We start from the raw sequence: 22,128 nt of genomic DNA, 5'->3' as shown, positions 1-22,128 counted from the left end.
CACACAAGATATAACAAAATGCATCAAAAATTTGATTATCGTTACAAAACTTTACATAATTTCTTGTCGTGGTTAAGCTTAAGTAAGTTTTATGGGCATCTCTCGAGAATTGGTCATAAAGTAATATCAACAGTGGTTGATATCTGTTGAGTCTTGTCATATCTGCATTATAGACATTTTTACTTACTCACAGAGAATCAATTCTTTGGCTTTACAGTATTTTTACATTTGAATAAACACAATGAAGATTGGGTAATAATTGTTTTTTATTTCAGCAAATTGTTGTAGAAAAAGATAAAGTCTTTTCAGTCATTGTATTTGAACCATATTGAGAGTTATACAAAAAAGCATTTATTGAAGTAAACAAAAATCTTGAAATTAAATGCTTATTTTAACTGTACCTCAATAATGTAATCAGATACTTTTTAAAAATTAAATGCATTTTAAAAATTAATTATTAATAAAGCTTTGGTAAAGTTTTTGCATTTATTGGCATTTATAGTATTCAATAAAAATTGATTAGTGAGAGTTTTAAATATCAATTATGTTTGAAGATGCATATAATTAGCCTGGATACTGCCAAAAAGAAGCATTTCGCGCACCAGACTGCCCTTAAGTCAGGCTAGGCTTCTATCCTGAGGGTATTTATTGATGTGCAGTTTGGCAGAAAATTTTGTATAAAAACATTTACAATAAATAATAAATTAAAAGAATCGCATTTGTTGATGGAGTTGATATATAAAAAATGCAGAGAAATAGCCAGACTCCAGAGTATAAGCAAAATATTCCTTTAAATACCTTAACTCACATCATCGATACTCAAGTTATAGAGGCATGTAATAACACTCAAGTAGTTAATTACGAACTGTGCATCCATCAGATGTTTGAGATGCAAGTAGAGCGATCGCCTCAAGCGATCGCTCTAGTATTTGAAGATACACAACTTACTTATCAACAGTTAAATAAGCGGGCGAATCAATTAGCGCACTACCTACGTACTTTGGGAGTTGGGCCTGAAGTACTTGTGGGAATTTGCATGGAGCGCTCCTTGGAGATGATCGTAGGAATACTGGCTATTCTCAAAGCTGGAGGCGCTTATGTACCTTTAGATCCGGCATATCCTCCAGAGCGTTTAGCCTTTATTTTGTCAGATACCCAGGCATCAGTGTTGTTAACGCAAGAAAAATTGGTTAAGAACTTACCAGCGCATCAGGCGCAAGTGGTTTGTCTAGACTCAAACTGGCAAGGTAACATCCAAAACAGTCAAGAAAATCCTGTAAATCAAACGACGGCTGATAACCTAATCTATGTAATTTACACATCTGGTTCTACAGGACAGCCCAAAGGTGTAATGATCCCTCATCGTGGTATCTGCAATCAACTATACTGGCGGCAAACAACCTTTAGATTAACTCAAGCAGATAAAGTTTTACTGACTATTTCTTTTAGCTTCGACCCCTCAGTGTGGCAAATATTCTGGCCATTGTGCTTTGGGGGGCAATTGATCTTGGCTCGTCCTAGTGGACAGCAAGATACTACTTACCTGGTAAAGCTGATTATTGAGCAGCAAATTACTGTCTTGGCCTTAGTACCTTCTATACTGCGTGTCTTACTGGAAGAGAAGGGAATTGAGAATTGCCGATTTCTTAAGCATATTACCTGCGGTGGTGAAGCTTTACCTAGCGAACTAATAGAACGCTTCTTTGCCCAACTGAATTTGGATAATGTTTTCCATAATTGCTATGGCCCGACAGAAGCTTCCATTGATGCCACTTTCTGGACTTGTCAGCGCGGCAATAATTATAATACCATTGCTCCCATTGGTCGCCCCATTGCTAATGCAGAGATTTACATCCTTGACGAAAATTTGCAGCCTATGCCTGTTGGTGAATCAGGTGAACTGCACATTGGCGGGATTGGTTTAGCGCGAGGCTATCTGAACCGTCCTGAATTAACCACAGAGAAATTCATTTTCAACCCTTTTAGCTCTGAAGCTGGGGCACGTCTTTACAAAACTGGGGATTTAGCACGTTTTCTACCAGACGGTAATATCGAGTTCCTTGGTCGTGTTGACTACCAAGTGAAAATTCGTGGCTTCCGAATTGAATTGGGAGAAATAGAAGCGGCATTAGGTCAACATCCGGCACTGACACAGACTCTAGTCATAGCTAGAGAGGATGTTCCTGGTGACAAACAGCTCGTAGCGTATATTGTTGGCAACCCAGAGCAAATTCCTAGTCAAGTTGAATTGCGTTACTTTTTGCAAGGTCGGTTGCCTGAATATATGGTGCCTGCCTCATTTGTATTTTTGGACAACCTACCATTAAACCCCAACGGCAAAATAGACCGCCGCGCTTTACCTGCACCGCATATATCTGACCTTGGTCTATCAACTAACTTTGTCCCACCCCAAAATGCTACAGAAGAAGTCTTGGCTAGCATTTGGGAAAAAGTTTTGCGTTTGGAACAAGTAGGCATTCACGACAATTTTTTTGAATTGGGAGGCCATTCACTGCTGGCGACGCAAATTATGTCTGGGGTTCGCCAAGCCTTTCAGATAGAAATGCCGTTGCAAATCCTATTTGAGAATCCAACGATCGCTAGTTTAGCTCAAGCGATAGCTCAAACCCAGACTCAAGAAAATGATCCTCAAAACCAGACTATTCCCCTAATAGCCAACCGGGAGTCAGTCCCTTTATCCTTTGCCCAGCAGCGAGTGTGGTTTTTGGAGCAGTTGGAACCTAACAGCCCAGCTTATATCATCTCCAATGCACTGCGCTTAACGGGCGAGTTCAACACGAGTATATTGCAACAGGCACTAAATGCGATCGTCATCCATCACGAAGCATTGCGAACAAACTTTATTACATCACCAGATGGTAGCCCCATACAAGTTATTGGCAAGCCTCGGCCAGTTGAACTCAAAATAATTAAAGTAACACCAAAGCAGGTACAATCTCTGCTAAATCAAGAGTCGCAACGTCCCTTTAACTTAGAATCTGACTTAATGTTGCGAGCTTGCTTGCTCCAGATAGACGAACAGGAGCAAATACTTTTGTTAGTGATGCACCACATCGCTTCCGATGGCTGGTCAATGGGCATTCTCTGGCAGCAGTTAGCATCCCTTTATGAAGCCTTATTGAGCGGTAAGCCTTCTCCTTTGGCAAAATTACCCATTCAGTACGCCGATTTTGCTGTCTGGCAGCATCAATGGCTATCTGGTGAAGTCCTCTCCAGTCAAATCAACTACTGGAAAACCCAGTTAGCAGGTGCTAATACTGTACTGGAATTGCCTACCGACCGGCCACGGCCACCAGTGCAAACTTACCAGGGGGCGGCTCAATCCCTCGTGCTACCGCAGACTTTGAGTGCATCGCTCATTGAACTCTCGCGTCAGGAAGGTGTCACCCTATTCATGACCTTGCTGGCGGCTTTTGGAACAATCCTGCATCGGTACACTGGGCAAGAAGATATTCTCATCGGTTCTCCCATTGCTGGGCGTAACCGTTCTGAAATTGAAGGGTTGATCGGATTTTTTATTAATACGGTCGTTTTACGGACTGATTTTTCCGGTAATCCTAGTTTTCGTTCAGTGCTGAGTCGAGTTCGCCAGATGGCATTAGGTGCTTATGCCCATCAAGACATGCCCTTCGAGAAATTGGTAGAAGAACTGCAACCAGAGCGAGATACTAGCCGTAACCCACTGTTTCAAGTGTGGTTTAATATGCTCAACTTAAAGGATATCCAACTGGAACTACCTGGGGTGGCTATAGAACCAGTTTCGATGTTAGAAACAGCTTCTAAGTTCGACTTAACTTTGTATGTGACAGAAAAAAATCAGGGAATCCAACTTGATTTAGTCTACAACACTGATCTGTTTACTTCAGAGCGGATGATGGAAATGCTACATCAATTCCATCATTTGTTAGAGCAAATTGTTGCTGCAACGGAATGCCAGATTAGTTTGTATTCTCTTGTGACACCAAAAGCCAGAACTTTGCTACCAGAACCAAGGGCGGTTTTGCCAGAACCTCGGTACGAATTAGTAACAACAATATTTACCTTTTGGGTAAATCGCACCCCAGAATATTCGGCACTCCGTCAAGGATCTCGCACTTGGAATTATAGGGAATTGGGCAAAAGCGCTCAAGCTTTAGCGGGGGTGATGTTGTCTCACGGAGTCCAACGGGGAGATGTTGTAGCCGTGTTCGGGACACGAAGCTTTGCACTGATTGCGAGTATGAACGCTGTACTTTTGAGTGGTGGTGTTCTACTTACCCTAGATCCGAAACTTCCTAGCGATCGCCACTTGCTCATGTTAAAGGAAGCTAAAGCTAAATATATCTTATATATAGATAGTCAGCGTTCAGAAGATAAAGAAATATACAAATCTTTAACAATCATTAGTGTAAACCCAGATACAGGAGAAGCGATAAATTCCCCCCAAGACACCAGTAAAGCAATAAACTTACCTGAAATCACTGGCGATGATCCAGCTTATATTTTCTTTACTTCTGGCACTACTGGTATACCCAAGGGAGTGCTGGGATGTCACAAAGGAATGGCGCATTTTCTTAACTGGCAAAGGCAGACATTTGAAATTAGTCAACAAGACCGGGTAGCCCAATTGACAGGTCTTTCCTTTGATGTAGTTCTCAGAGACATCTTCTTACCTTTGACTAGTGGTGCAACCCTGTGTTTGCCAGAGGAAGAGCATAACCTAGAGCCAACTAAAATTCTGAATTACTTGGAACATGAGCAAATTTCTGTGCTACACACAGTTCCATCGCTGGCGCAATCATGGTTAGCTAATGTGCCGTCAGGAGTCTATCTACGTAACTTACGCTGGTTATTCTTGGCTGGAGAACCTCTCAAGGAGACACTTGTATATCGGTGGCGGGATGCTTTTCCAGAATCAGGTGAAATTGTCAATCTCTATGGGCCAACAGAGACAACTTTGGCGAAGTGTTATTACAAAGTACCTGTTGAGTCTACACCAGGGATACAGCCAGTAGGATTACCGCTTCCTGAAACCCAAGCATTAGTTTTAACACCAAATAACCAACTCTGTGGCATTGGGGAACCAGGCGAGATCGTTATAAGAACGCCATTCCGTACTTTGGGTTACATAAATGCTCAAGATGAAAACCGTTCTCGGTTTGTCAAAAACCTCTTTCGGAATGACGAACGAGATTGGCTTTATTATACAGGCGATCGCGGTTGCTATCGTCCAGATGCCTCTCTAACAATTCTCGGTCGCCGAGATCATCAAGTTAAAATCCGTGGGATACGCATTGAGCTAGGGGAAATTGAGACGGTATTAGCCCAACACCCGCATGTACTCCAAACCGTAGTAATTGCTCGTGAAGATGTTCCTGGGGATAAACGTTTAGTGGCTTACATTATCCCGAATCAAGACTGGGCATCTAAAATTAGTGACATACGGAGTTTCCTGTTAACAAAGCTTCCACAGTACATGCTCCCTTCGGCTTTTGTCTTGCTAGACACCATGCCTTTAACCCCTAACGGCAAGGTAGACCGCCGCGCCTTACCAGCACCCGACTCATCAAGGCAAGAGTTGGAAGCCACTTTTGTTGCTCCCCGCAATGAAGTAGAACGCCAGTTAACAGAGATTTGGGAACAAACTTTAGGTGTCCAGCCCATTGGTGTCAAGGATAACTTCTTTGAGCTAGGAGGACACTCAATATTAGCAGTAAAACTGTTTTGGCAAATTGAGAAGAGATTTCATAAAAATCTGCCTCTTGCCATTCTCTTCCAGTCAGGAACTATAGAGGCTTTAGCCCAAATAATCTGTCAAGATGAAACAGCAAACAAAACTTTAGTAAATACCTTAGACGAGTCAAGAACTACTTGGTCATCCTTGGTAGAAATTCAACCCAATGGTTCCAAGCCACCTTTTTTCTGTATTCACGGACTGGGTGGAGAAGTTTTGTGTTTCCGTGAATTGGCACAGCATCTAGGGCCAGACCAACCATTCTACGGACTACAACCACAAGGGTTAGATGGAAAACATCCTTTCCATACACGGGTTGAAGACATGGCAACTCACTACATTCAAGAAATCCAGACCCTTCAGCCCAATGGCCCTTATTTTCTGGGAGGTTATTCTTTTGGAGGTGTAGTTGCTTTCGAGATGGCTCGGCAACTGCGAGAACAAGGCGAACAAGTTGGTATTCTAGTTATGCTTGATAGTTGCCGTCCAGGTTATAGCTGGCGGGCATCATTTTTCAAGCGAGTTTTCTTGCATCTAAATAATATTGTCCAACAAGGGCCAGCCTACCTTTGGCAAAGAGTTGTGAGATGGAGTTATTGGCGCAAGTCTCTGCTCCAAAATACATACGACCGTTACTTAGAAGTGGCACTAGATATACCTGTAAGTGACAAGCACTTAAAGATTATAGATGCTAACACTCAAGCCGTTAGTGAATATACTTTCCCGGTTTACCCGGGCCAAGCTATTCTCTTGCGAACAGAAGATCAAAATCGGGACGAAGCTATAGGCACACAATACGATCCTCAATTCGGCTGGGGCGAAGTAGTTGCTGGAGGATTAGATATTCATTATATTCCCGGATCTCACCTTGACCTACTTAATGAGCCGCATGTACAGGTGTTAGCTGAAACATTGAGAAATTGCTTAATCCAAGCGCAGTCTCCAAAGAATTAACCTGATAACCCGCTACCTTAGCAAAAGAAATCAACCAATTTTTAATTTTTGATTTTGGATTGAAAGAAACTAAAAGGATACGAGGTTTAAGGATTTTAGATTTTTTCTAGCCTCAACTCAGCCCTGCTGAGTGGTTTTGTCATATCTTAGCCTAAACACTAATTGGGAAAATAATAGACCTCTTGGCATTTGTGCTTTTTGCACTCTTGGGGAAAAGGGTAAAGGTTAAAGGGGAAAAGGACGATACAGAACTTTTTCCCCTTTTCCCGACTTATGCAAGAAGTCTAATGGAGAAATATTTGCTAGTGTTAACTAGGATAAGATAATTATTTTGTGGAACGGGAATACTGGTCGCAGTCCAATAACCAAAAGACCTGACCAATTTAATATGCGATGAATCCTGCTAGTGTCACAGATTGAACAGAGGTAGTTATTAGACTTCTTGCAGAAGTGGGGTAAAGGGGAAGGGGTAAAGGGGAAAAGATAGAATTTTCCTTTACCCTTTAACCTTTCACCTTTCCCCAACATCAAGGCAAAAGTTACTTTTGCACGATGTCTATTGTGGCACTGTAGGCTTGAATGGCTGTTGTTTTAGATTTTAAGTTGGTAAGCAATCCACAATTTACTGATGCTATATAGACGATTTGGACGCACAGAATTACAGATGCCAGTGTTTTCCTGCGGTGGCATGAGATATCAGTTTAAATGGGAAGATGTTCCCAATAATGAAATTCCTGCTGATAATCAAGCGAATTTGGAAGCGACTATTAGAAAGGCTGTTGAGGTTGGGATTAATCATATTGAAACTGCTCGTGGTTATGGTACTTCCGAAATGCAATTAGGGAGAATATTGCCCAAGTTTCCCCGCGAAAAGTTGATTGTTCAGACCAAAGTCAGCCCAAAGGCAGATGCGAAAGAATTCCGCGAAACATTTGAACAATCATTGAAAAATCTCCAGCTAGATTATGTTGACCTTTTAGGGTTGCATGGCATCAATCATGCTGAGTCGTTTGATGACAGCATCCGTCCAGGTGGCTGTTTGGAAGTAGCGCAGCAGTTGCAAGCGGAGGGAAAAGTTAGATTTATTGGCTTTTCCACACACGGCTCAACAGATATAATTGTGCAGACAATTAATACCAATCTATTTGATTATGTAAATCTGCACTGGTACTACATTAATCAATGGAATTGGGCAGCAATTGAAGCAGCTAAACGCCACGATATGGGGGTATTTATTATTAGCCCATCTGATAAAGGAGGTTTGTTATATAAACCACCGCAAAAATTAGTAAATCTTTGCGCCCCTTTGAGTCCAATGGTGTTTAATGATTTGTTTTGTTTGAGTCATCAAGAGGTACATACCCTGAGTTTGGGAGCAGCAAAACCAGAAGATTTTGATGAGCACCTGAAGACTTTAGAATTAGTAGATCGGGCATCAGAAATTTTGCCGCCAATTTTAGCAAGGTTGGAAGAAGAAGCGATCGCTACTTTGGGAGAAGATTGGATAAAATCCTGGGAAACAAATCTACCAACCTTTGACCAAACCCCTGGTGAGGTAAATATTCGGGTAATTTTGTGGCTGCGAAATTTAGCGATCGCCTACGATCTGGTAGAGTATGCCAAAATGCGTTACAACCTGCTTGGTAATGCCAGCCATTGGTTTCCTGGCAACAAAGCTGATCGCCTAGACGAATTAGACTTGCGGCAATGTCTCGCCCGCAATCCCCACGCCGATAAAATCCCTCAACTTTTGGCACAAGCCCATCAAATATTGGCAGGTGAGGCCGTCCAACGTCTATCGAAGACTTGACAAATTGTAGTGATGGGGCATGGGAAATAGTAAACAATTATCAATGCCCAATGCCCAATGCCCAATACCAAATACTACTCAGATTTTGCCGTATCCGGTGATTTACTCCCCTTTGGTACGACTAGCACCTTATCAACGCGGTTACCATCCATGTCCATCACTTCAATTCGCATACTTTGCCATTCAAAATGATCTGCTGCGGCAGGAATACGGCCTAAATGGGTGATCACAAAACCACCTAAGGTTTGATAACTGCCGCTTTCTTCAGATTTCCACTCTTCCATCCCGAAAAGTTCCAAAAACTCCTCTACAGGCAACATCCCATCCAAAAGCCAGGAACCGTCCTCGCGTTGCACCGCTTGTGGTTGGTCTTGCCCATCTGTTGAAGGAACATCACCCACGATTTCGCTCATGATGTCGTTGAGAGTGACTAATCCTTGAATCACACCATATTCATCGACTACTAACGCCATGTGAGTGATTGTTTGCTTGAATAATTCCAAAACTTTCAAACCACGAGTGCTTTCTGGCACGAATACAGGCTGTCGCAATCCCACTGTTAAATCTAGCGGTTCTCCTCGGAAACTCCTGGCTAATAAGTCAGTGACAGGCATAACACCAAGCACATTGTCAAGTCCTCCCTGACAAACTGGATACCGAGAATAAGCACTATCAACCATTTTTTGGCGATTTTCTTCGGCAGTGTCATCCAAGTCTAGCCAGACAATATCTGGGCGGGGTGTCATTAAGTAGCTGACAGGGCGATCGCCTAAACGAAAAACTCGCTCTACCATATCCTGTTCAGCTTCCTCAAAGGTTCCTGCCTCAGTACCTTGCTCAATTAAGATTTTAATTTCTTCTTCGGTGACTTGCGGCTCGGTAGAAGCTGTAATTCCCAATACTCGCAAGATCAAATCTGTAGAAGCGCTTAAGAGATAGACTACAGGAGAAGCGATCGCCGCCAAGGCTTGCATCGGAATCGCTACAATCGATGCAATCCTTTCTGGGTTGTTTAATGCCAAACGCTTCGGTACCAATTCGCCAACAATCAGTGACAAATAGGTAATGATCAAAACCACTATGCCGAAAGATAGCGGTTCACTATAAGGTGCTAACAAGGGCACAAGTTTTACATAGACTGCTAGTCGGTTGGCAATTGTTGCTCCTCCAAAAGCACCAGTCAGGATACCGATCAGGGAAATACCTACTTGGACGGTTGACAGAAAATGATTTGGAGAATCAGCAAGTTTCAATGCTGCTTTTGCCTTGGCATCTCCTTGATTGGCAAGCTGTTGTAGCCTAACTTTCCGAGCTGAGACAATCGCCATCTCAGACATAGAAAACACGCCGTTGGCAATAATTAGCACCAAAATGATTAAAATTTCAAAATTTATGGAGGACATGTTTAAAATTGCCGCTTATCAGAGCGAACGTAGCTCAATACCTAGTATCTAGTATTAAAGGTGCTTCTATAAATGCTTTTACTGTACACAAAGTAATAGTTATAGTTCTTAAATTTATTAGTTGCCGTGCATTATTCTTCCATCCAAAGAATAAGAAGGCTGTTAACACTTTTAAAATAGTTGAGATAAACTGCCTCAATATTTTCTGATCCACAAAGACTCCCACCGCTAGTAGTACTTATGTCATTTTCTTCTATTGTGCGTGCCTTAGCGCGATCGCCGCTCACCACTGAATTTATTTCTAAGCTAAACCGACAACAAGAATTGCGGTTAAATGGCGTTCCTCGACTACCCAAGGGTTTGGTGGCTTCGGCATTGGCGCAGGCTACGGGCAAGGATTTGTTTGTGGTTTGCGCCACTCTGGAAGAAGCTGGACGCGTTTATGCACAACTGGAGGCAATGGGATGGCAAACAGTACATTTTTACCCCACCTCCGAGGCTTCTCCCTACGAACCTTTTGACCCGGAAACTGAGATGAGTTGGGGGCAAATGCAGGTATTGGCAGATTTGCTCAAAAATCAGGAGTCATTAGTCATTAGTCAGTTGTCATTAGAAACAAACCAAGGACAAAAGACAAATGACAAAGGACAAATGACAAATTTAGCAATTGTGGCGACTCAAGGGGCGCTGCAACCCCATTTACCACCACCGGAAGCTTTTGGGCAATTCTGTCTTACCTTGAAGCGGGGGATGGAATTAGATTTGAATGCCTTCAGTGAGAAAATAACTATTTTGGGGTACGAACGAGTTCCTCTGGTAGAAACAGAAGGACAGTGGAGCCGACGGGGCGATATTGTTGATGTGTACCCAGTTTCATCTGAGTTTCCAGTCCGGCTGGAATGGTTTGGTGATGAAATCGAGCAAATGCGGGAATTTGACCCAGCAACCCAACGTTCCGCCCTCGATAAAGTTGACCAGTTAATTCTTACCCCCACTAGCTTTGCTCCCATCGTCATGGCGGCACTGAAAAATAGTTCTGAGTTAGGAGTTATGAGTTATGAGTTAAATTCTGACTCAGAACTTAGCACTGAGAACTCATCACTGGAGGGTAGTCGTCGCTTTTTGGGGTTGGCTTTTGAGCAACCAGCATCCTTGCTAAACTACTTATCAGAAAATACCCTTATTGCCATTGATGAGCCAGAACAGTGTCATGCTCATAGCGATCGCTGGGTAGAAAATGCCGAAGAACAATGGGGAATAGGGAATAGGGAATGGAGAGTAGGGAATGAAGAATCTAGCTCTACTCCCCTAACATTGCCGAAAATTCACCGTTCTTTTGATGAGTGTTTGGCTGATGTTGCCAAATTTAAAACCTTATATTTATCGGAACTTTCAGAGGAAAATGATGGGATTAATCTTGCCAGCCGTCCTGTTCCTGTCACGCCGCACCAGTTTGCTAAACTAGCTGAAACCATCCGCCAAGAACGCGATCGCAATTTCTCGATCTGGCTGCTTTCTGCTCAACCTTCGCGTTCCGTCTCTTTATTGCAAGAACATGATTGTCCGGCTCAGTTTATTCCCAATCCCCGCGACTACCAAGCAATAGATAAGCTCCAAATCAATCATACTCCCATAGCCCTAAAATATTCTGGTCTGGCCGAACTAGAAGGTTTTATCCTGCCTACGTACCGAATCGTAATCGTTACAGATCGGGAATTTTTTGGACAGCATTCTTTGGCGACTCCCGGCTATATTCGCAAGCGTCACAAAGCTACTTCTAAACAAGTCGATCCCAATAAGCTGCGTCCAGGCGATTATGTGGTTCACAGAAATCATGGTGTTGGTAAATTTGTCAAGCTCGAAAGTTTGACGATTAATAATGAAACCCGTGATTATTTGGTGGTGCAGTATGCTGACGGATTATTAAGAGTCGCAGCCGATCAAGTAGGTGCTTTATCCCGGTTCCGCGCCGCAGGTGATAAAGCACCGGAACTCAATCGGATGACTGGTAAAGCTTGGGAAAATACCAAGAATAAAGTCCGCAAAGCGATTAAAAAATTGGCGGTGGACTTGTTGAAACTGTATGCAGCGCGATCGCAACAACAAGGTTTTAGCTTTCCAGGTGATATGCCTTGGCAGGAAGAATTGGAAGATTCTTTCCCCTACCAACCCACGACGGATCAACTCAAAGCTGTCCAAGATGTAAAACGCGACATGGAAAGCGATCGCCCAATGGATCGCTTAGTTTGTGGCGATGTCGGTTTCGGAAAGACGGAAGTGGCGATTCGTGCTATTTTCAAAGCAGTCACCGCCGGAAAACAAGTGGCACTCCTTGCGCCAACTACTATTTTAACACAGCAGCATTACCATACACTCAAAGAACGTTTTGCTCCTTACCCGGTAAATGTCGGTTTGCTCAACCGTTTTCGTTCTGCTGAAGAACGCCGCGAGATTCAAAAGCGATTGGCGACGGGTGAATTAGATGTAGTAGTTGGTACGCACCAACTTTTAGGTAAAGGTGTGACATTCAAAGATTTAGGGCTATTGGTAGTGGATGAAGAACAGCGATTTGGGGTAAATCAGAAAGAGAAAATTAAAAGCCTGAAAACTCAGGTTGATGTGCTTACCCTCTCCGCCACACCCATTCCCCGAACTTTGTATATGTCTTTGTCGGGAATTCGGGAAATGAGTTTGATTACCACACCACCCCCAACCAGACGACCAATTAAAACCCATCTATCGCCAATAAATTCTGAAAGTATCCGTACTGCAATTCGTCAAGAATTAGACAGAGGCGGGCAGGTATTTTATGTGGTTCCACGAGTAGATGGAATTGAAGAGACAACAGCCAATTTACGAGAAGTTTTACCGGGAGCTAGGTTTGCGATCGCTCACGGTCAAATGGATGAAAGCGAGTTAGAATCAACCATGCTCACTTTCAGCAATGGCGATGCAGATATCCTCGTTTGTACGACAATTATTGAATCTGGCTTAGATATTCCGCGAGTCAACACGATTTTGATTGAAGATGCTCACCGCTTTGGATTGGCGCAACTGTATCAATTACGCGGTCGTGTGGGACGTGCAGGTATCCAAGCTCATGCTTGGTTATTTTATCCAAAGCAACGGGCATTATCTGACGCAGCACGGCAACGATTACGAGCAATTCAGGAATTTACTCAGCTAGGTTCTGGGTATCAGCTAGCAATGCGTGACATGGAAATCAGAGGCGTGGGTAACTTGCTAGGTGCAGAACAATCCGGTCAAATGGATGCCATCGGTTTTGATTTATACATGGAAATGCTAGAAGAAGCAATTCGGGAAATCCGAGGACAAGAAATTCCGAAAGTGGAGGATACCCAGATTGACCTCAACTTGACGGCGTTTATTCCGGCAGATTATATCACCGATTTGGATCAAAAGATGAGTGCATATCGGGCGGTAGCAACAGCTAAATCTAAATCAGAATTAAAACAGATTGCAGCCGAGTGGAGCGATCGCTATGGTAGTTTACCAGTCCCTGCAAATCAACTTTTGCGAGTCATGGAACTCAAACAGCTAGCGAAAAAACTCGGATTTAGCCGGATTAAACCAGAAAACAAGCAGCACGTCGTTTTAGAAACGCCGATGGAGGAACCCGCTTGGAATTTGTTGGCGGCGAATTTACCAGATAATCTCAAGACGCGCTTTGTGTATTCTCCTGGTAAAGTAACGGTGCGCGGTTTAGGAGTTTTTAAAGCAGATCAACAATTGCAGAATTTGATTGATGCTTTTGGGAGAATGCAGGGTGCGATTCCAGAGGCGGCTGTTGTTTGAACCTTAACAACATTAATTTGAATAGCCACAGTTAAGAGCAAACAGGTATCGTCGTTAGAATATTCTCACAAACTAGCTCAACAAGTTTATGAAAATCAGAGCAATCATTCATCCAGCAGAAGAAGGCGGCTATTGGGCAGAGGTTCCCGCGCTTCCTGGTTGTATTACCGAAGGAGATACCATAGAAGAGGTGATGGCTAATTTAAAAGATGCTATTGAAGGTTGGCTTGAAGTTGCCAACAGTCGTAATGCAATTGAGTCAACAGATCAAGTTGTCGAAATTGCTGTATGAAATCGATTTCTGGCAAGCAACTTTGTAAGATTGTGGAACAAAAAGGTTGGGTTTTACAAAGAATTACTGGGAGTCATCATATTTATGAAAACCTTGAAGTAGAAAAATCCTGTCAATTCCTGTTCACCGCAATCAAGATTTGAAAGTTGGAACCTTGAAAGCTTTGATGAAAATAGCCCAGCTATCCGAAGAAGATTTACTTTAATTTCAAATTACTGCTCGGATTCATCTAGTAATTTGCTTGGTTCACCGGGGTAAAAATCATAGTCCACAATCTCTACCAAACTGTAAGGACACTCTACTGGAAAAGTCCGTTTGGGCAAATCTGTTTCTCCAACAGCCAACTCGACGCCTTTAAGGTAGGCTTTGCTAAGTGCTTCTTCAAGGTAGGGTTTGAGGCTAGGATTATCTTCAAGCAGTTCAGCAATATCTAAGCGTTGAATACGAAGTGTTGCTAACCAGCTACGGCTACGACGCCCTGACTGGTACTGCCATTTTAGTAAATGTCCAATCAACACACTCATACGGTTTCGCAGTTCTTGACGTTGCTGTTTACCCAAAGATTGAATCTCCTCAATCAGATTTTGCAGATCAATCTGACTCCACTGCTCATTGCGAAGTAAAGCTACTTGTTCCTGTGTCCAAGCGTAAAAATCAGTTTCGTATAAGCTTGGTGAAAGCATTGGTATCTTTGGGTTTGTTTCAGGTACACCCATTAGGTTAGTTCAACCTTAACGTCTTTGCTTTTATTGTATAACTGTCTTCAACTCTACTACTTCTGCTATTGAGAGCGATCGCTATGGCACTTTCCCAGTATCAGCAAATCAACTTTTGCGCGTAATGGAACTCAAACAGCTAGTAAAAAAACTCGGCTTTACCCGGATCAAACTTCCCAAAGTACGCCATCAGGCCCAAACCCGTGAGCAAAAATAGGTAAATTTAATGTATTTGCTAGCTGTTCACCATCATCGGGAGTTGTTCAATTTTAGTAATAGGATAAAACTTAAGGCAGCTAAACTAGCAAATCCAAAGGTAGGTTCGGGAATAGATTTTGCAACTACAAATGGTTGAATTTCAGAAGAGGAAATATAGTTAGCAAGAAAAGGCTTGCCAATATAATTAAGATAAGGTAAACCAACAACATTAGCAGTATACTCATCTAAATTTTCAGAAGTTGAGAAAGCTAATTTAGAATTACTATAGTTAAATCCAAAAGAACTTAAACTAGATACACCCGACCATTTCTCTTGAGGAACTTTGGAGTTACCAGAAAATATCAAATCAAACTTACTCAACTCACCTGTGTAAATCAACCCATCATTATTTTGATCCACACCAGAAAATGAACCAGACAAGATACCTCCGCCTTCCCAGCCTGATTGCGTAAAAGTATAGTCCACAGATGCAGCTTGCACTTGGTTAACTGAGCTTCCTAGCAAGCTGAAAATACTAAGAGTAGTTGTAAATGCTATTTTTGAGAACCATCTCATAGTTTTATGCCAAAGAAATGTTGAGTAATTTTTGATATTGAAAAAGAGAAAATACTTGCTCAAAACTAGCTATACTACTTCTTCTAATCGACCTAGTACAGCACGGCGTAAATAGAGATACAATTCACAATCAAAAAAAAGCTGATAACACAAGCTTTTTGACATTTGACCCTTCGACTCCTTTGGACTGCGCTACCTCGGCTGTGCTCGGCAAAAGTCAAAAGTTGACTTTTGCCTTCCGGCACTAGCTGTTACTCACCCAAAGGCGCTCCTTCACGACGTGGGTCAGCACCACTAATTAGTCCTTGATTAGTTAGTACAATTCCAGTGGAACCACTGGTTAGTTGTAGAATACTGACTGTATGCCCCTTGGCTTCTAAAGCAGGTTTGAGTTTAGCAACATCTGTATTTTCTTCTAGTTCAGTTGGGCCATTACGACTACCAAAATTTGGCAAAGCTAGCGCTTGCTGAATGTCTAATCCCCAGTCGAGATGCCCTACTATTGCCTTAGCGACATAATTAATAATTTGCGGCCCACCAGCTGAACCAATTACCATTACTAGCTTGCCATTGCGATCAAAAACCATCATGGGAGCCATTGAGCTTCTAGGACGTTTCTTGGCTTCTATGCGATTAGCAACGGGCTTTCCTTCTGATGTTGGTGAAAAAGAGAAATCTGTTAGTTGGTTGTTAAGTAAAAAGCCTCGTACCATTAATCTTGAGCCAAAAGCATCTTCAATGCTAGTAGTCATTGAAATAGCGTTACCCGCCGCATCGACAATTGAAACATGACTAGTAGATGGCAAATCCTTAGATTGATCTTTACCCCAGCGACGTGCTTGCTGTAACAATGGATTACCTGCTTGGGCTTGACCGATTGAACGTTCAGGATTGATTTTCGCTGCCCGTAACTTCAGGTAGTTAGGGTTAATTAATTCTTTGACTGGTACTCGGACAAAATCTGTATCAGCTATATATAAATTTCTGTCAGCATAGGCTAAACGTCCAGCTTCAGAAAATAAATGGACTGCTTCTAAAGAAGCTGGCTTTAAAGCTGCCAGATTAAATTGTTGAAGAATACCTAAAATTTGCAGTACGGTTAAACCACCAGAACTTGGAGGCCCCATGCCGCAAACTTTGTAAATTCGATAAGTGCCACAAACTGGTTCTCGTAGTTTAGCTTGATATTGCACTAGATCAGTGGTGGTTAAGTCACCTGGTACAGCAGCTTGCCTCACTGTAGCTACTACGTCTTTTGCAATATTTCCTTGATAAAAGGCATTAGCGCCTCCTTTGGCAATCTGACGCAATACCTCTGCCAAAGGCTGATTGACCAATCTTGTACCAATTGGCTTGGGTGTACCATCGGGTTGATAGAAATAGCTCTTAGCTGGCTCGTTGCGAGATAGATATAGATCCTTACTTAGCAGAGTGTACAAACGTGGTGAAAGTGGAAAACCTTGTTCAGAAAGTTGGATAGCTCCTTGAAACAGTTGAGACCAAGGTAACTTGCCATATTTTTTGTGTGCCAACTCTAGCATTCGTAACACCCCAGGCACACCTACAGATTTACCTCCGACCACAGCATCATAAAACTGTAATGGTTTGCCATTAACATCAAGAAAGCGATCTGGTTTAGCCGCAGCCGGTGCAGTTTCTCGACCATCATAAGTGACCAACTTCTTAGTTTTGGCATCGTAGTAAACAAGGAAAGCACCACCACCAATACCTGAAGATTGTGGCTCTACCAACGTCAATACCATTTGGACTGCAATAGCAGCATCTACAGCACTACCTCCACGACGTAGAACATCGCGTCCGGCTGCTGATGCTAGTGGATTTGCAGCTACTACTACATACTTATTTGTGCGAACAGCTTCACGCTCAACTCGACCACTCCCAGCCTCCGGTGGAGGAGGATTTTGGGCTTTGCCTATGATAGCTGGCAAGAGGGTAGCACTGAGTGTGAGGGGAAGCAAACAAGTACCTAACGCAAACTTAGATGCTGTAGTCAACGCAACTCTCCGAATTTAAATATTTTATTTATCGTTAATGCTGGAATTACAAAAAACATCATCAAAACTCTCGTAATATCGAGAGTCTTGCTTGTTGATTTCTTGTTTACTTCACAAATTAGCTTACAAGACATCAAGTTACAGCATATTAGGATACTAGTCAACTATTTCTCACTTTTAAAAATTTTGATTGTGTATGTATTGAAAACAGAGCGATACCTTCTCTGCGTTCGTGCAGCGTGTCGTAGACAGACGCTACGCGTAGCTTGCTTCCCCAAAGGGTTACAGTGGGCTACGCCAACGCCACCCACACCACCTGTAAAGATATCTTTGCCACTAAGCTGTTCCACATTTAATTTGCAAATTTAAATTAGATAAACTCGTCTATCTACTGCTAAGAAGGTCAGTTTTAAAAAATCAACCTATTTAATGAAATATAAAATCAGGAAACAGCTTAGAATTTGGTCATTCCAGAGTTTTTATAAAACTAAACATACATGGGTTTTATCGTGCCGACTTCCTTATGCCAGCCATTAGATACCTAACTCAATCGCAGAAATGAAAGTTTACAAAAAGCTATTTCAGAGAGTAAGTAAGGACGATACACTTTATCTGTCAGGAGCAGGCGGGAATTCTAAACCCAGCCCTTTGAGTATAGTTTAGTAGAATTAAAGGAAATACCAACCCAACTTTAATTCATGATAAAAACTATCGAGGGCATTTATCAGGATGGACAAATTCATCTCACCCAGCTACCGCAAGATATTAGCGATCGCTCCCAAGTCCTCGTTACCTTTCTAGCTCCTGGCAAAATCGACCCCAGTAAATTACGCCAACTGATTGATCAGTTGGAGACAATTGCAGGTATTGGACAAGGTTTCGAGGAACTCAACGCTGGTAAAACTCGCCCAATTGAGGATTTTGTCCAAGAAATGCAACAAAAGTATGGCATTTCAGGTTGAGATTACCCCAATCGCGGAAACTGAGATTGAGCAAGCTTATCGCTAGTATCGAGAACGGAATCCTGAATTTGCTGATCGTTGGTTTCGAGGATTGATGAATGCTATTGCTACCCTACAAGAGAAGCCCCAACGTTGTGCTTTAGCAGTCGAACATGAAATTTTTCCAGAAGAAGTACGTCAACTTCTTTATGGGAAAGCCAAAAATGTATACCGAGTACTTTTTACGATTCGAGGTACTACAGTTAATGTATTGTATGTGCGCCATAGTGGCCAAGCACCACTGACAGTAGATGATCTAGAAGAGTTACAAGGTGAAGTTTAGGATTTCAAGGCGATTGCCTTCGCTGTAGGTTAGGAAATTAACAGTTGCTTCTACTCCACCTCTGCTATTGAGAGCGATCGCACCCTAACAACCCCAACAAAGTGCAAGCAGGGATAATTTATAGTATGACTTTCGTATAACAGCCATGACTGAGCTACTTGAACAAGCGATCGCTAAACTAAAAAATTTGCCTGCCAATGAACAAGATGCGTAGGCGTAGCCCGCCGCAGGCATCGCGGCAATGATTTTGGCAGAACTAGAAGATGAACGCTGTTGGGATCAAGCTTTTGCCCGTTCTCCAGATATGCTTGCCAAACTTGCAACCGAAGCAATGGCTGAATACCGTGCAGGTAAAACCCAAGAGTTAGATCCAGATACATTGTGAAGTTACGTATAACCGCTAAGTTTTGTCAAGGGTTTGCTGATCTACCTAAGCAATGTTTTATAAATAGTCAAAAAATACTTCAGGTACTAATCGTAATTCCCCAGATTTCAAGCGAGAAATATCTATCCATAATGCTGTATGTTTATGAGTTGGTGATTCGGAAAAAACTAAACTTTCTAGTTGATAAAATTTTGAATCAGCAAAGTCACATTGATAAAGCTGAATAATTTCATGACCTTGCCTACCACTAAATGTAAACAGGTTTTCTATACAACCCAAATATTTAATATTCGTTAAATCTGCCTGAATTTCCTCTTGAAACTCTCGTTCCAAGGCGGCGCGACTGGTTTCGCCAAATTCAACACCACCGCCTAAAGCACGATAAAATCTTTCTTGCTTTACGGGATCGTAGCCTTCAGAAAGAAATATGCGTTCGCCATCCCGAATTAGCCCCAAGGCTATTACCCGAATTTCGCCTGCTTTATTCATTTTGGTAACTAATTATCGTAAATAGACTGAGGACGGCTTTCGCTATCCTCAATAGGCCAATCTGGATTTTCGCCGCCGATGTACAATTGTTCAATGGTGACATATTCCTGACTTAGCTGGGTGAGGGCGTTGATTAAAATATCTAATGCGATCGCATCACTGGTTCCTAAGTCAAACCAACAACGCCCCCACTGTCCCTCATATTCAAACTCACCAATGTTGTGCATCAGTGCTAGTAGACTTTTGTCATACCCTTGCTCATCATAATTCATGTAGCTGATATCGAGTCCAGTATCCTGTACCTGGAGATTTTCTGCATTAAATGCACCCAATTTACCTAAATAAAACCAGGAATTAAAGACTTCTTCTACATACTGCTTTTCACGGGCAGAAGGATTTGTGCTAAATTTCAGCCAAATCCACATATCAAAAGGATTAATTTCGCGGAACCGAATATCCATTTTAGTTTATTATCTCAATTACTCTTCTGCAAATAAGCATATCAAAGTAGGGAGTGGGGACTAAGGATTCTTCAGGCTAACAGCACTGCTGCGTTCACGTTCAATTTGTTTGACTAAATCGCCTGGGAGTTGGGATTTTTTAGTCAGTGCTTTGTCAAAATTAGCGATCGCTTCTTGGAGCATCTGCTGGCTTTTTTCTCTTTGCCCCAGTTGTTTCAGTATTTGGGCTTTCAGATAATAAATTTCTGGATTATCTGATGTCGTTTTGATCGCCCGGTTGACATACTCTAGCGCCTGTGGATACCGTTTTAAATCGCGGTAAGCAAGAGCAATACCTCGATCTACTAGATACCCAGGAGCAGCATTTTGTTCTAAGCGTCCAATTGCCTGATCCGGGCTAGCAAAAGGCAAATTAACCGCCAACAGTAAATCCATATAACCCTTGATTAAATTCAGTTCTGGATCGTTGGCAGAAATTGCTTCAGCTTTGTCCAAATATTCATAAACTTGCCGCAACCGACTAAAGGCTTGCGGCACACCGTTGACTGTACCCTTACGGGTGATAATTGCTGCTCCCTCTAAAAAATGGCCAACAGCAGTGTATAAATTACCACGCAATGGATCGCTAGAAATCAGTTTTTGTCCAGTTTCTAGAGTTTTTTGGCTGTAGGTATCTAGTTTAGCCCAATCCTTATTTCCGTATGCTAAAGATGCGCTCATGGCATAAGCTAGAGGTTCATTTGGCTCTTTGGATAGTGCTTGTTCCAGATAACGCTGTGCTGCTGGATAATTGCCCTGTTGGAAAATCGCTTTAAAAGCGGCTTCTGTTTGGTCGCCAATTTGATGAGGTTCACGATTGCGAAACGGATCGCCAGCCAGAGAAGGATTTACCCACAGACTAAGTGCGAACGCAGCGCCAAAAGCAGTCTGAGCAAGGTTAGTGAGTTTAGCAGACACTACTAATCGAAGCGAAGAAAACCTTTTAGTCATTTTAACCCTCAGAATATTTGCGGTTGAAATAGTTGTATGTGTTACTTAGAATGCAAAAAATGGTTAATTTTAACTTGCCTCTGCTTCAACCAAAATTTTCTTATATAAAGGTTGACTTTGGTAATTTTTTCATGTTCCTAAGCTGGTTAGAGCCAAAGTTTTAAGGATGACTCTGCCACAATAGAGAAAAAGTGGATGATTCTTGCTGCTAAATTAAGGTGTTAATCCTTTCTTGGAATTTTCCAGATGCTTTCAGTGTAGCTAATCAGTAATTTGCTGACTTTTTGGTAATCTTAACAAATGCTCTATCTCCGAAATTTAAATTATCACCCGACAGCGTGCCCAACAGCGATTCTCAAATCGATCAACTTGGAATTAGCACCCCAGCAGCTAGGTCTGATTATTGGCGCGAGTGGTTCGGGTAAAAGTACCTTACTAGAAATTTTGTCTGGACTAGCTGAACCCACTAGCGGCGCACTCTTTTGGCGGGAACAAGAACTTATAGCCGAACAGCTGCAACAGTTAGCTGGGTTGGTATTTCAATTTCCAGAGCGTCACTTTTGCGGTGGTTCAATTTTAGAAGAATTGCGTTTAGGACATCCTGAGTTAGGGTCAGAACGAGTCAGACAGGCCCTAACCGAAGTGGGATTAGACCATTTATCGCTCTTTGCCGCTCCCTATGCTTTAAGTGGTGGTCAGCAACGACGTTTAGCTTTGGCAGTGCAATTGATTCGCCAGCCAAATTTACTGTTATTGGATGAACCCACAGCTGGGTTAGATTGGTCAATGCGTCGGCAACTGGTAAATTTATTAGCGAAACTCAAACAAGATTGGACGCTGTTGGTAGTGACACACGATGCTGGGGATCTGTTAGCGATCGCAGACCGTTGCTGGACACTCAACCACGGTGAACTACAATCAGTAGACCCAAAGTCACTAGAAGCCAAAGCTAAAGAACCTTTACCAACTGTGTGAGAAAAGAGCAGGGGGACAAGGGGACAAGGG

Annotated in this window: 16 protein-coding genes and 3 pseudogenes; 11 read left to right on the top strand and 8 right to left on the bottom strand. The window is 42.4% G+C overall.

The features are described 5' to 3' along the window. The first annotated feature begins 745 nt into the window (after nt 1-745). Entirely contained in the window at nt 746-6,688 is a 5,943-nt protein-coding gene (locus tag RMY00_RS07770) for a non-ribosomal peptide synthetase (protein WP_322646991.1), read from the top strand. Between the two features lie 628 nt (nt 6,689-7,316). Further along, nucleotides 7,317-8,498 (top strand): aldo/keto reductase, encoded by a 1,182-nt coding sequence (locus RMY00_RS07765; protein ID WP_322646990.1) that lies wholly within the window; start codon nt 7,317-7,319, stop codon nt 8,496-8,498. Nucleotides 8,499-8,572: 74 nt separating this feature from the next. On the opposite strand, the gene RMY00_RS07760 is transcribed toward RMY00_RS07765, so the two are convergent. Beyond that, nucleotides 8,573-9,901 carry a hemolysin family protein gene (locus tag RMY00_RS07760; protein ID WP_322646989.1) on the bottom strand — a complete coding sequence of 443 codons (1,329 nt, stop codon included), beginning with the start codon at nt 9,899-9,901 and terminating at the stop codon, nt 8,573-8,575. Nucleotides 9,902-10,141: 240 nt separating this feature from the next. Here RMY00_RS07760 and mfd point away from each other — a divergent pair, with 240 nt between their 5' ends. The 4 genes from mfd to RMY00_RS36105 all read left to right on the top strand — a co-directional run bounded on the left by mfd (nt 10,142) and on the right by RMY00_RS36105 (nt 14,214). Then, the gene (mfd, locus tag RMY00_RS07755) at nt 10,142-13,717 is read left to right on the top strand and encodes a transcription-repair coupling factor (RefSeq protein WP_322646988.1); all 3,576 of its coding nucleotides are present in this window, start codon (nt 10,142-10,144) and stop codon (nt 13,715-13,717) included. A gap of 88 nt (nt 13,718-13,805) precedes the next feature. Further along, nucleotides 13,806-14,009, top strand: a complete 204-nt coding sequence (locus RMY00_RS07750) for a type II toxin-antitoxin system HicB family antitoxin (protein ID WP_104908349.1) — start codon at nt 13,806-13,808, stop codon at nt 14,007-14,009. Continuing rightward, nucleotides 14,006-14,152 carry a type II toxin-antitoxin system HicA family toxin gene (locus RMY00_RS07745; RefSeq protein WP_416212046.1) on the top strand — a complete coding sequence of 49 codons (147 nt, stop codon included), beginning with the start codon at nt 14,006-14,008 and terminating at the stop codon, nt 14,150-14,152. Before RMY00_RS07750 ends, RMY00_RS07745 begins: the two co-directional genes overlap by 4 nt. Continuing rightward, a complete protein-coding gene (locus RMY00_RS36105) occupies nt 14,149-14,214 on the top strand; it encodes a hypothetical protein (protein WP_416212050.1) in 66 nt (21 codons plus the stop codon). The genes RMY00_RS07745 and RMY00_RS36105 overlap by 4 nt, the downstream gene beginning before the upstream one ends. A gap of 7 nt (nt 14,215-14,221) precedes the next feature. On the opposite strand, the gene RMY00_RS07740 is transcribed toward RMY00_RS36105, so the two are convergent. Continuing rightward, nucleotides 14,222-14,725, bottom strand: a complete 504-nt coding sequence (locus RMY00_RS07740; protein ID WP_322646987.1) for a DUF29 domain-containing protein — start codon at nt 14,723-14,725, stop codon at nt 14,222-14,224. A 73-nt stretch (nt 14,726-14,798) separates the two neighbouring features. Between RMY00_RS07740 and RMY00_RS36100 the strand changes: the two are divergent. Next, nucleotides 14,799-14,915: pseudogene (locus RMY00_RS36100) on the top strand (TRCF domain-containing protein); the annotation flags it as partial. A gap of 59 nt (nt 14,916-14,974) precedes the next feature. Here the strand turns inward: RMY00_RS36100 and RMY00_RS07735 are convergent. From RMY00_RS07735 to RMY00_RS07725, 3 genes are all read right to left on the bottom strand, one after another. Further along, entirely contained in the window at nt 14,975-15,499 is a 525-nt protein-coding gene (locus tag RMY00_RS07735; RefSeq protein ID WP_322646986.1) for a hypothetical protein, read from the bottom strand. 251 nt (nt 15,500-15,750) lie between these two features. Further along, on the bottom strand, nt 15,751-17,514 hold the full coding sequence (ggt, locus tag RMY00_RS07730) for a gamma-glutamyltransferase (protein ID WP_322646985.1): 1,764 nt from the start codon (nt 17,512-17,514) through the stop codon (nt 15,751-15,753). A gap of 164 nt (nt 17,515-17,678) precedes the next feature. Beyond that, complete coding sequence (locus RMY00_RS07725; protein WP_322646984.1) at nt 17,679-17,864, bottom strand: hypothetical protein; 186 nt, start codon at nt 17,862-17,864, stop codon at nt 17,679-17,681. Between the two features lie 348 nt (nt 17,865-18,212). On the opposite strand from RMY00_RS07725, the gene RMY00_RS07720 reads away from it, so the two are divergent. The 3 genes and pseudogenes from RMY00_RS07720 (at nt 18,213) to RMY00_RS07710 (ending at nt 19,183) form a co-directional block, all read left to right on the top strand. Further along, nucleotides 18,213-18,476 (top strand): hypothetical protein, encoded by a 264-nt coding sequence (locus RMY00_RS07720; protein WP_322646983.1) that lies wholly within the window; start codon nt 18,213-18,215, stop codon nt 18,474-18,476. 64 nt (nt 18,477-18,540) lie between these two features. Then, a pseudogene (locus tag RMY00_RS07715) lies at nt 18,541-18,798 on the top strand (type II toxin-antitoxin system RelE/ParE family toxin); the annotation flags it as partial. A 145-nt stretch (nt 18,799-18,943) separates the two neighbouring features. Continuing rightward, nucleotides 18,944-19,183: pseudogene (locus RMY00_RS07710) on the top strand (hypothetical protein). Between the two features lie 57 nt (nt 19,184-19,240). Here the strand turns inward: RMY00_RS07710 and RMY00_RS07705 are convergent. From RMY00_RS07705 to RMY00_RS07695, 3 genes are read right to left on the bottom strand one after another with little or no spacing between them, the layout of a single operon-like run. Continuing rightward, the gene (locus RMY00_RS07705; protein ID WP_322646982.1) at nt 19,241-19,672 is read right to left on the bottom strand and encodes an NUDIX hydrolase; all 432 of its coding nucleotides are present in this window, start codon (nt 19,670-19,672) and stop codon (nt 19,241-19,243) included. Nucleotides 19,673-19,680: 8 nt separating this feature from the next. After that, nucleotides 19,681-20,133 (bottom strand): DUF3531 family protein, encoded by a 453-nt coding sequence (locus RMY00_RS07700; protein ID WP_322646981.1) that lies wholly within the window; start codon nt 20,131-20,133, stop codon nt 19,681-19,683. A 60-nt stretch (nt 20,134-20,193) separates the two neighbouring features. After that, nucleotides 20,194-21,123, bottom strand: a complete 930-nt coding sequence (locus RMY00_RS07695) for a Sll0314/Alr1548 family TPR repeat-containing protein (protein WP_322646980.1) — start codon at nt 21,121-21,123, stop codon at nt 20,194-20,196. Between the two features lie 300 nt (nt 21,124-21,423). Here RMY00_RS07695 and RMY00_RS07690 point away from each other — a divergent pair, with 300 nt between their 5' ends. Next, nucleotides 21,424-22,098 carry an energy-coupling factor ABC transporter ATP-binding protein gene (locus RMY00_RS07690; protein WP_322646979.1) on the top strand — a complete coding sequence of 225 codons (675 nt, stop codon included), beginning with the start codon at nt 21,424-21,426 and terminating at the stop codon, nt 22,096-22,098. Nucleotides 22,099-22,128 lie beyond the last annotated feature (30 nt).

Source organism: Nostoc sp. ChiVER01, from assembly GCF_034531155.1.
Classification (GTDB): domain Bacteria; phylum Cyanobacteriota; class Cyanobacteriia; order Cyanobacteriales; family Nostocaceae; genus Nostoc.
The sequence above is the reverse complement of the archived record's forward strand: the minus strand, read 5'-3'. Positions and strand labels throughout refer to the sequence as shown.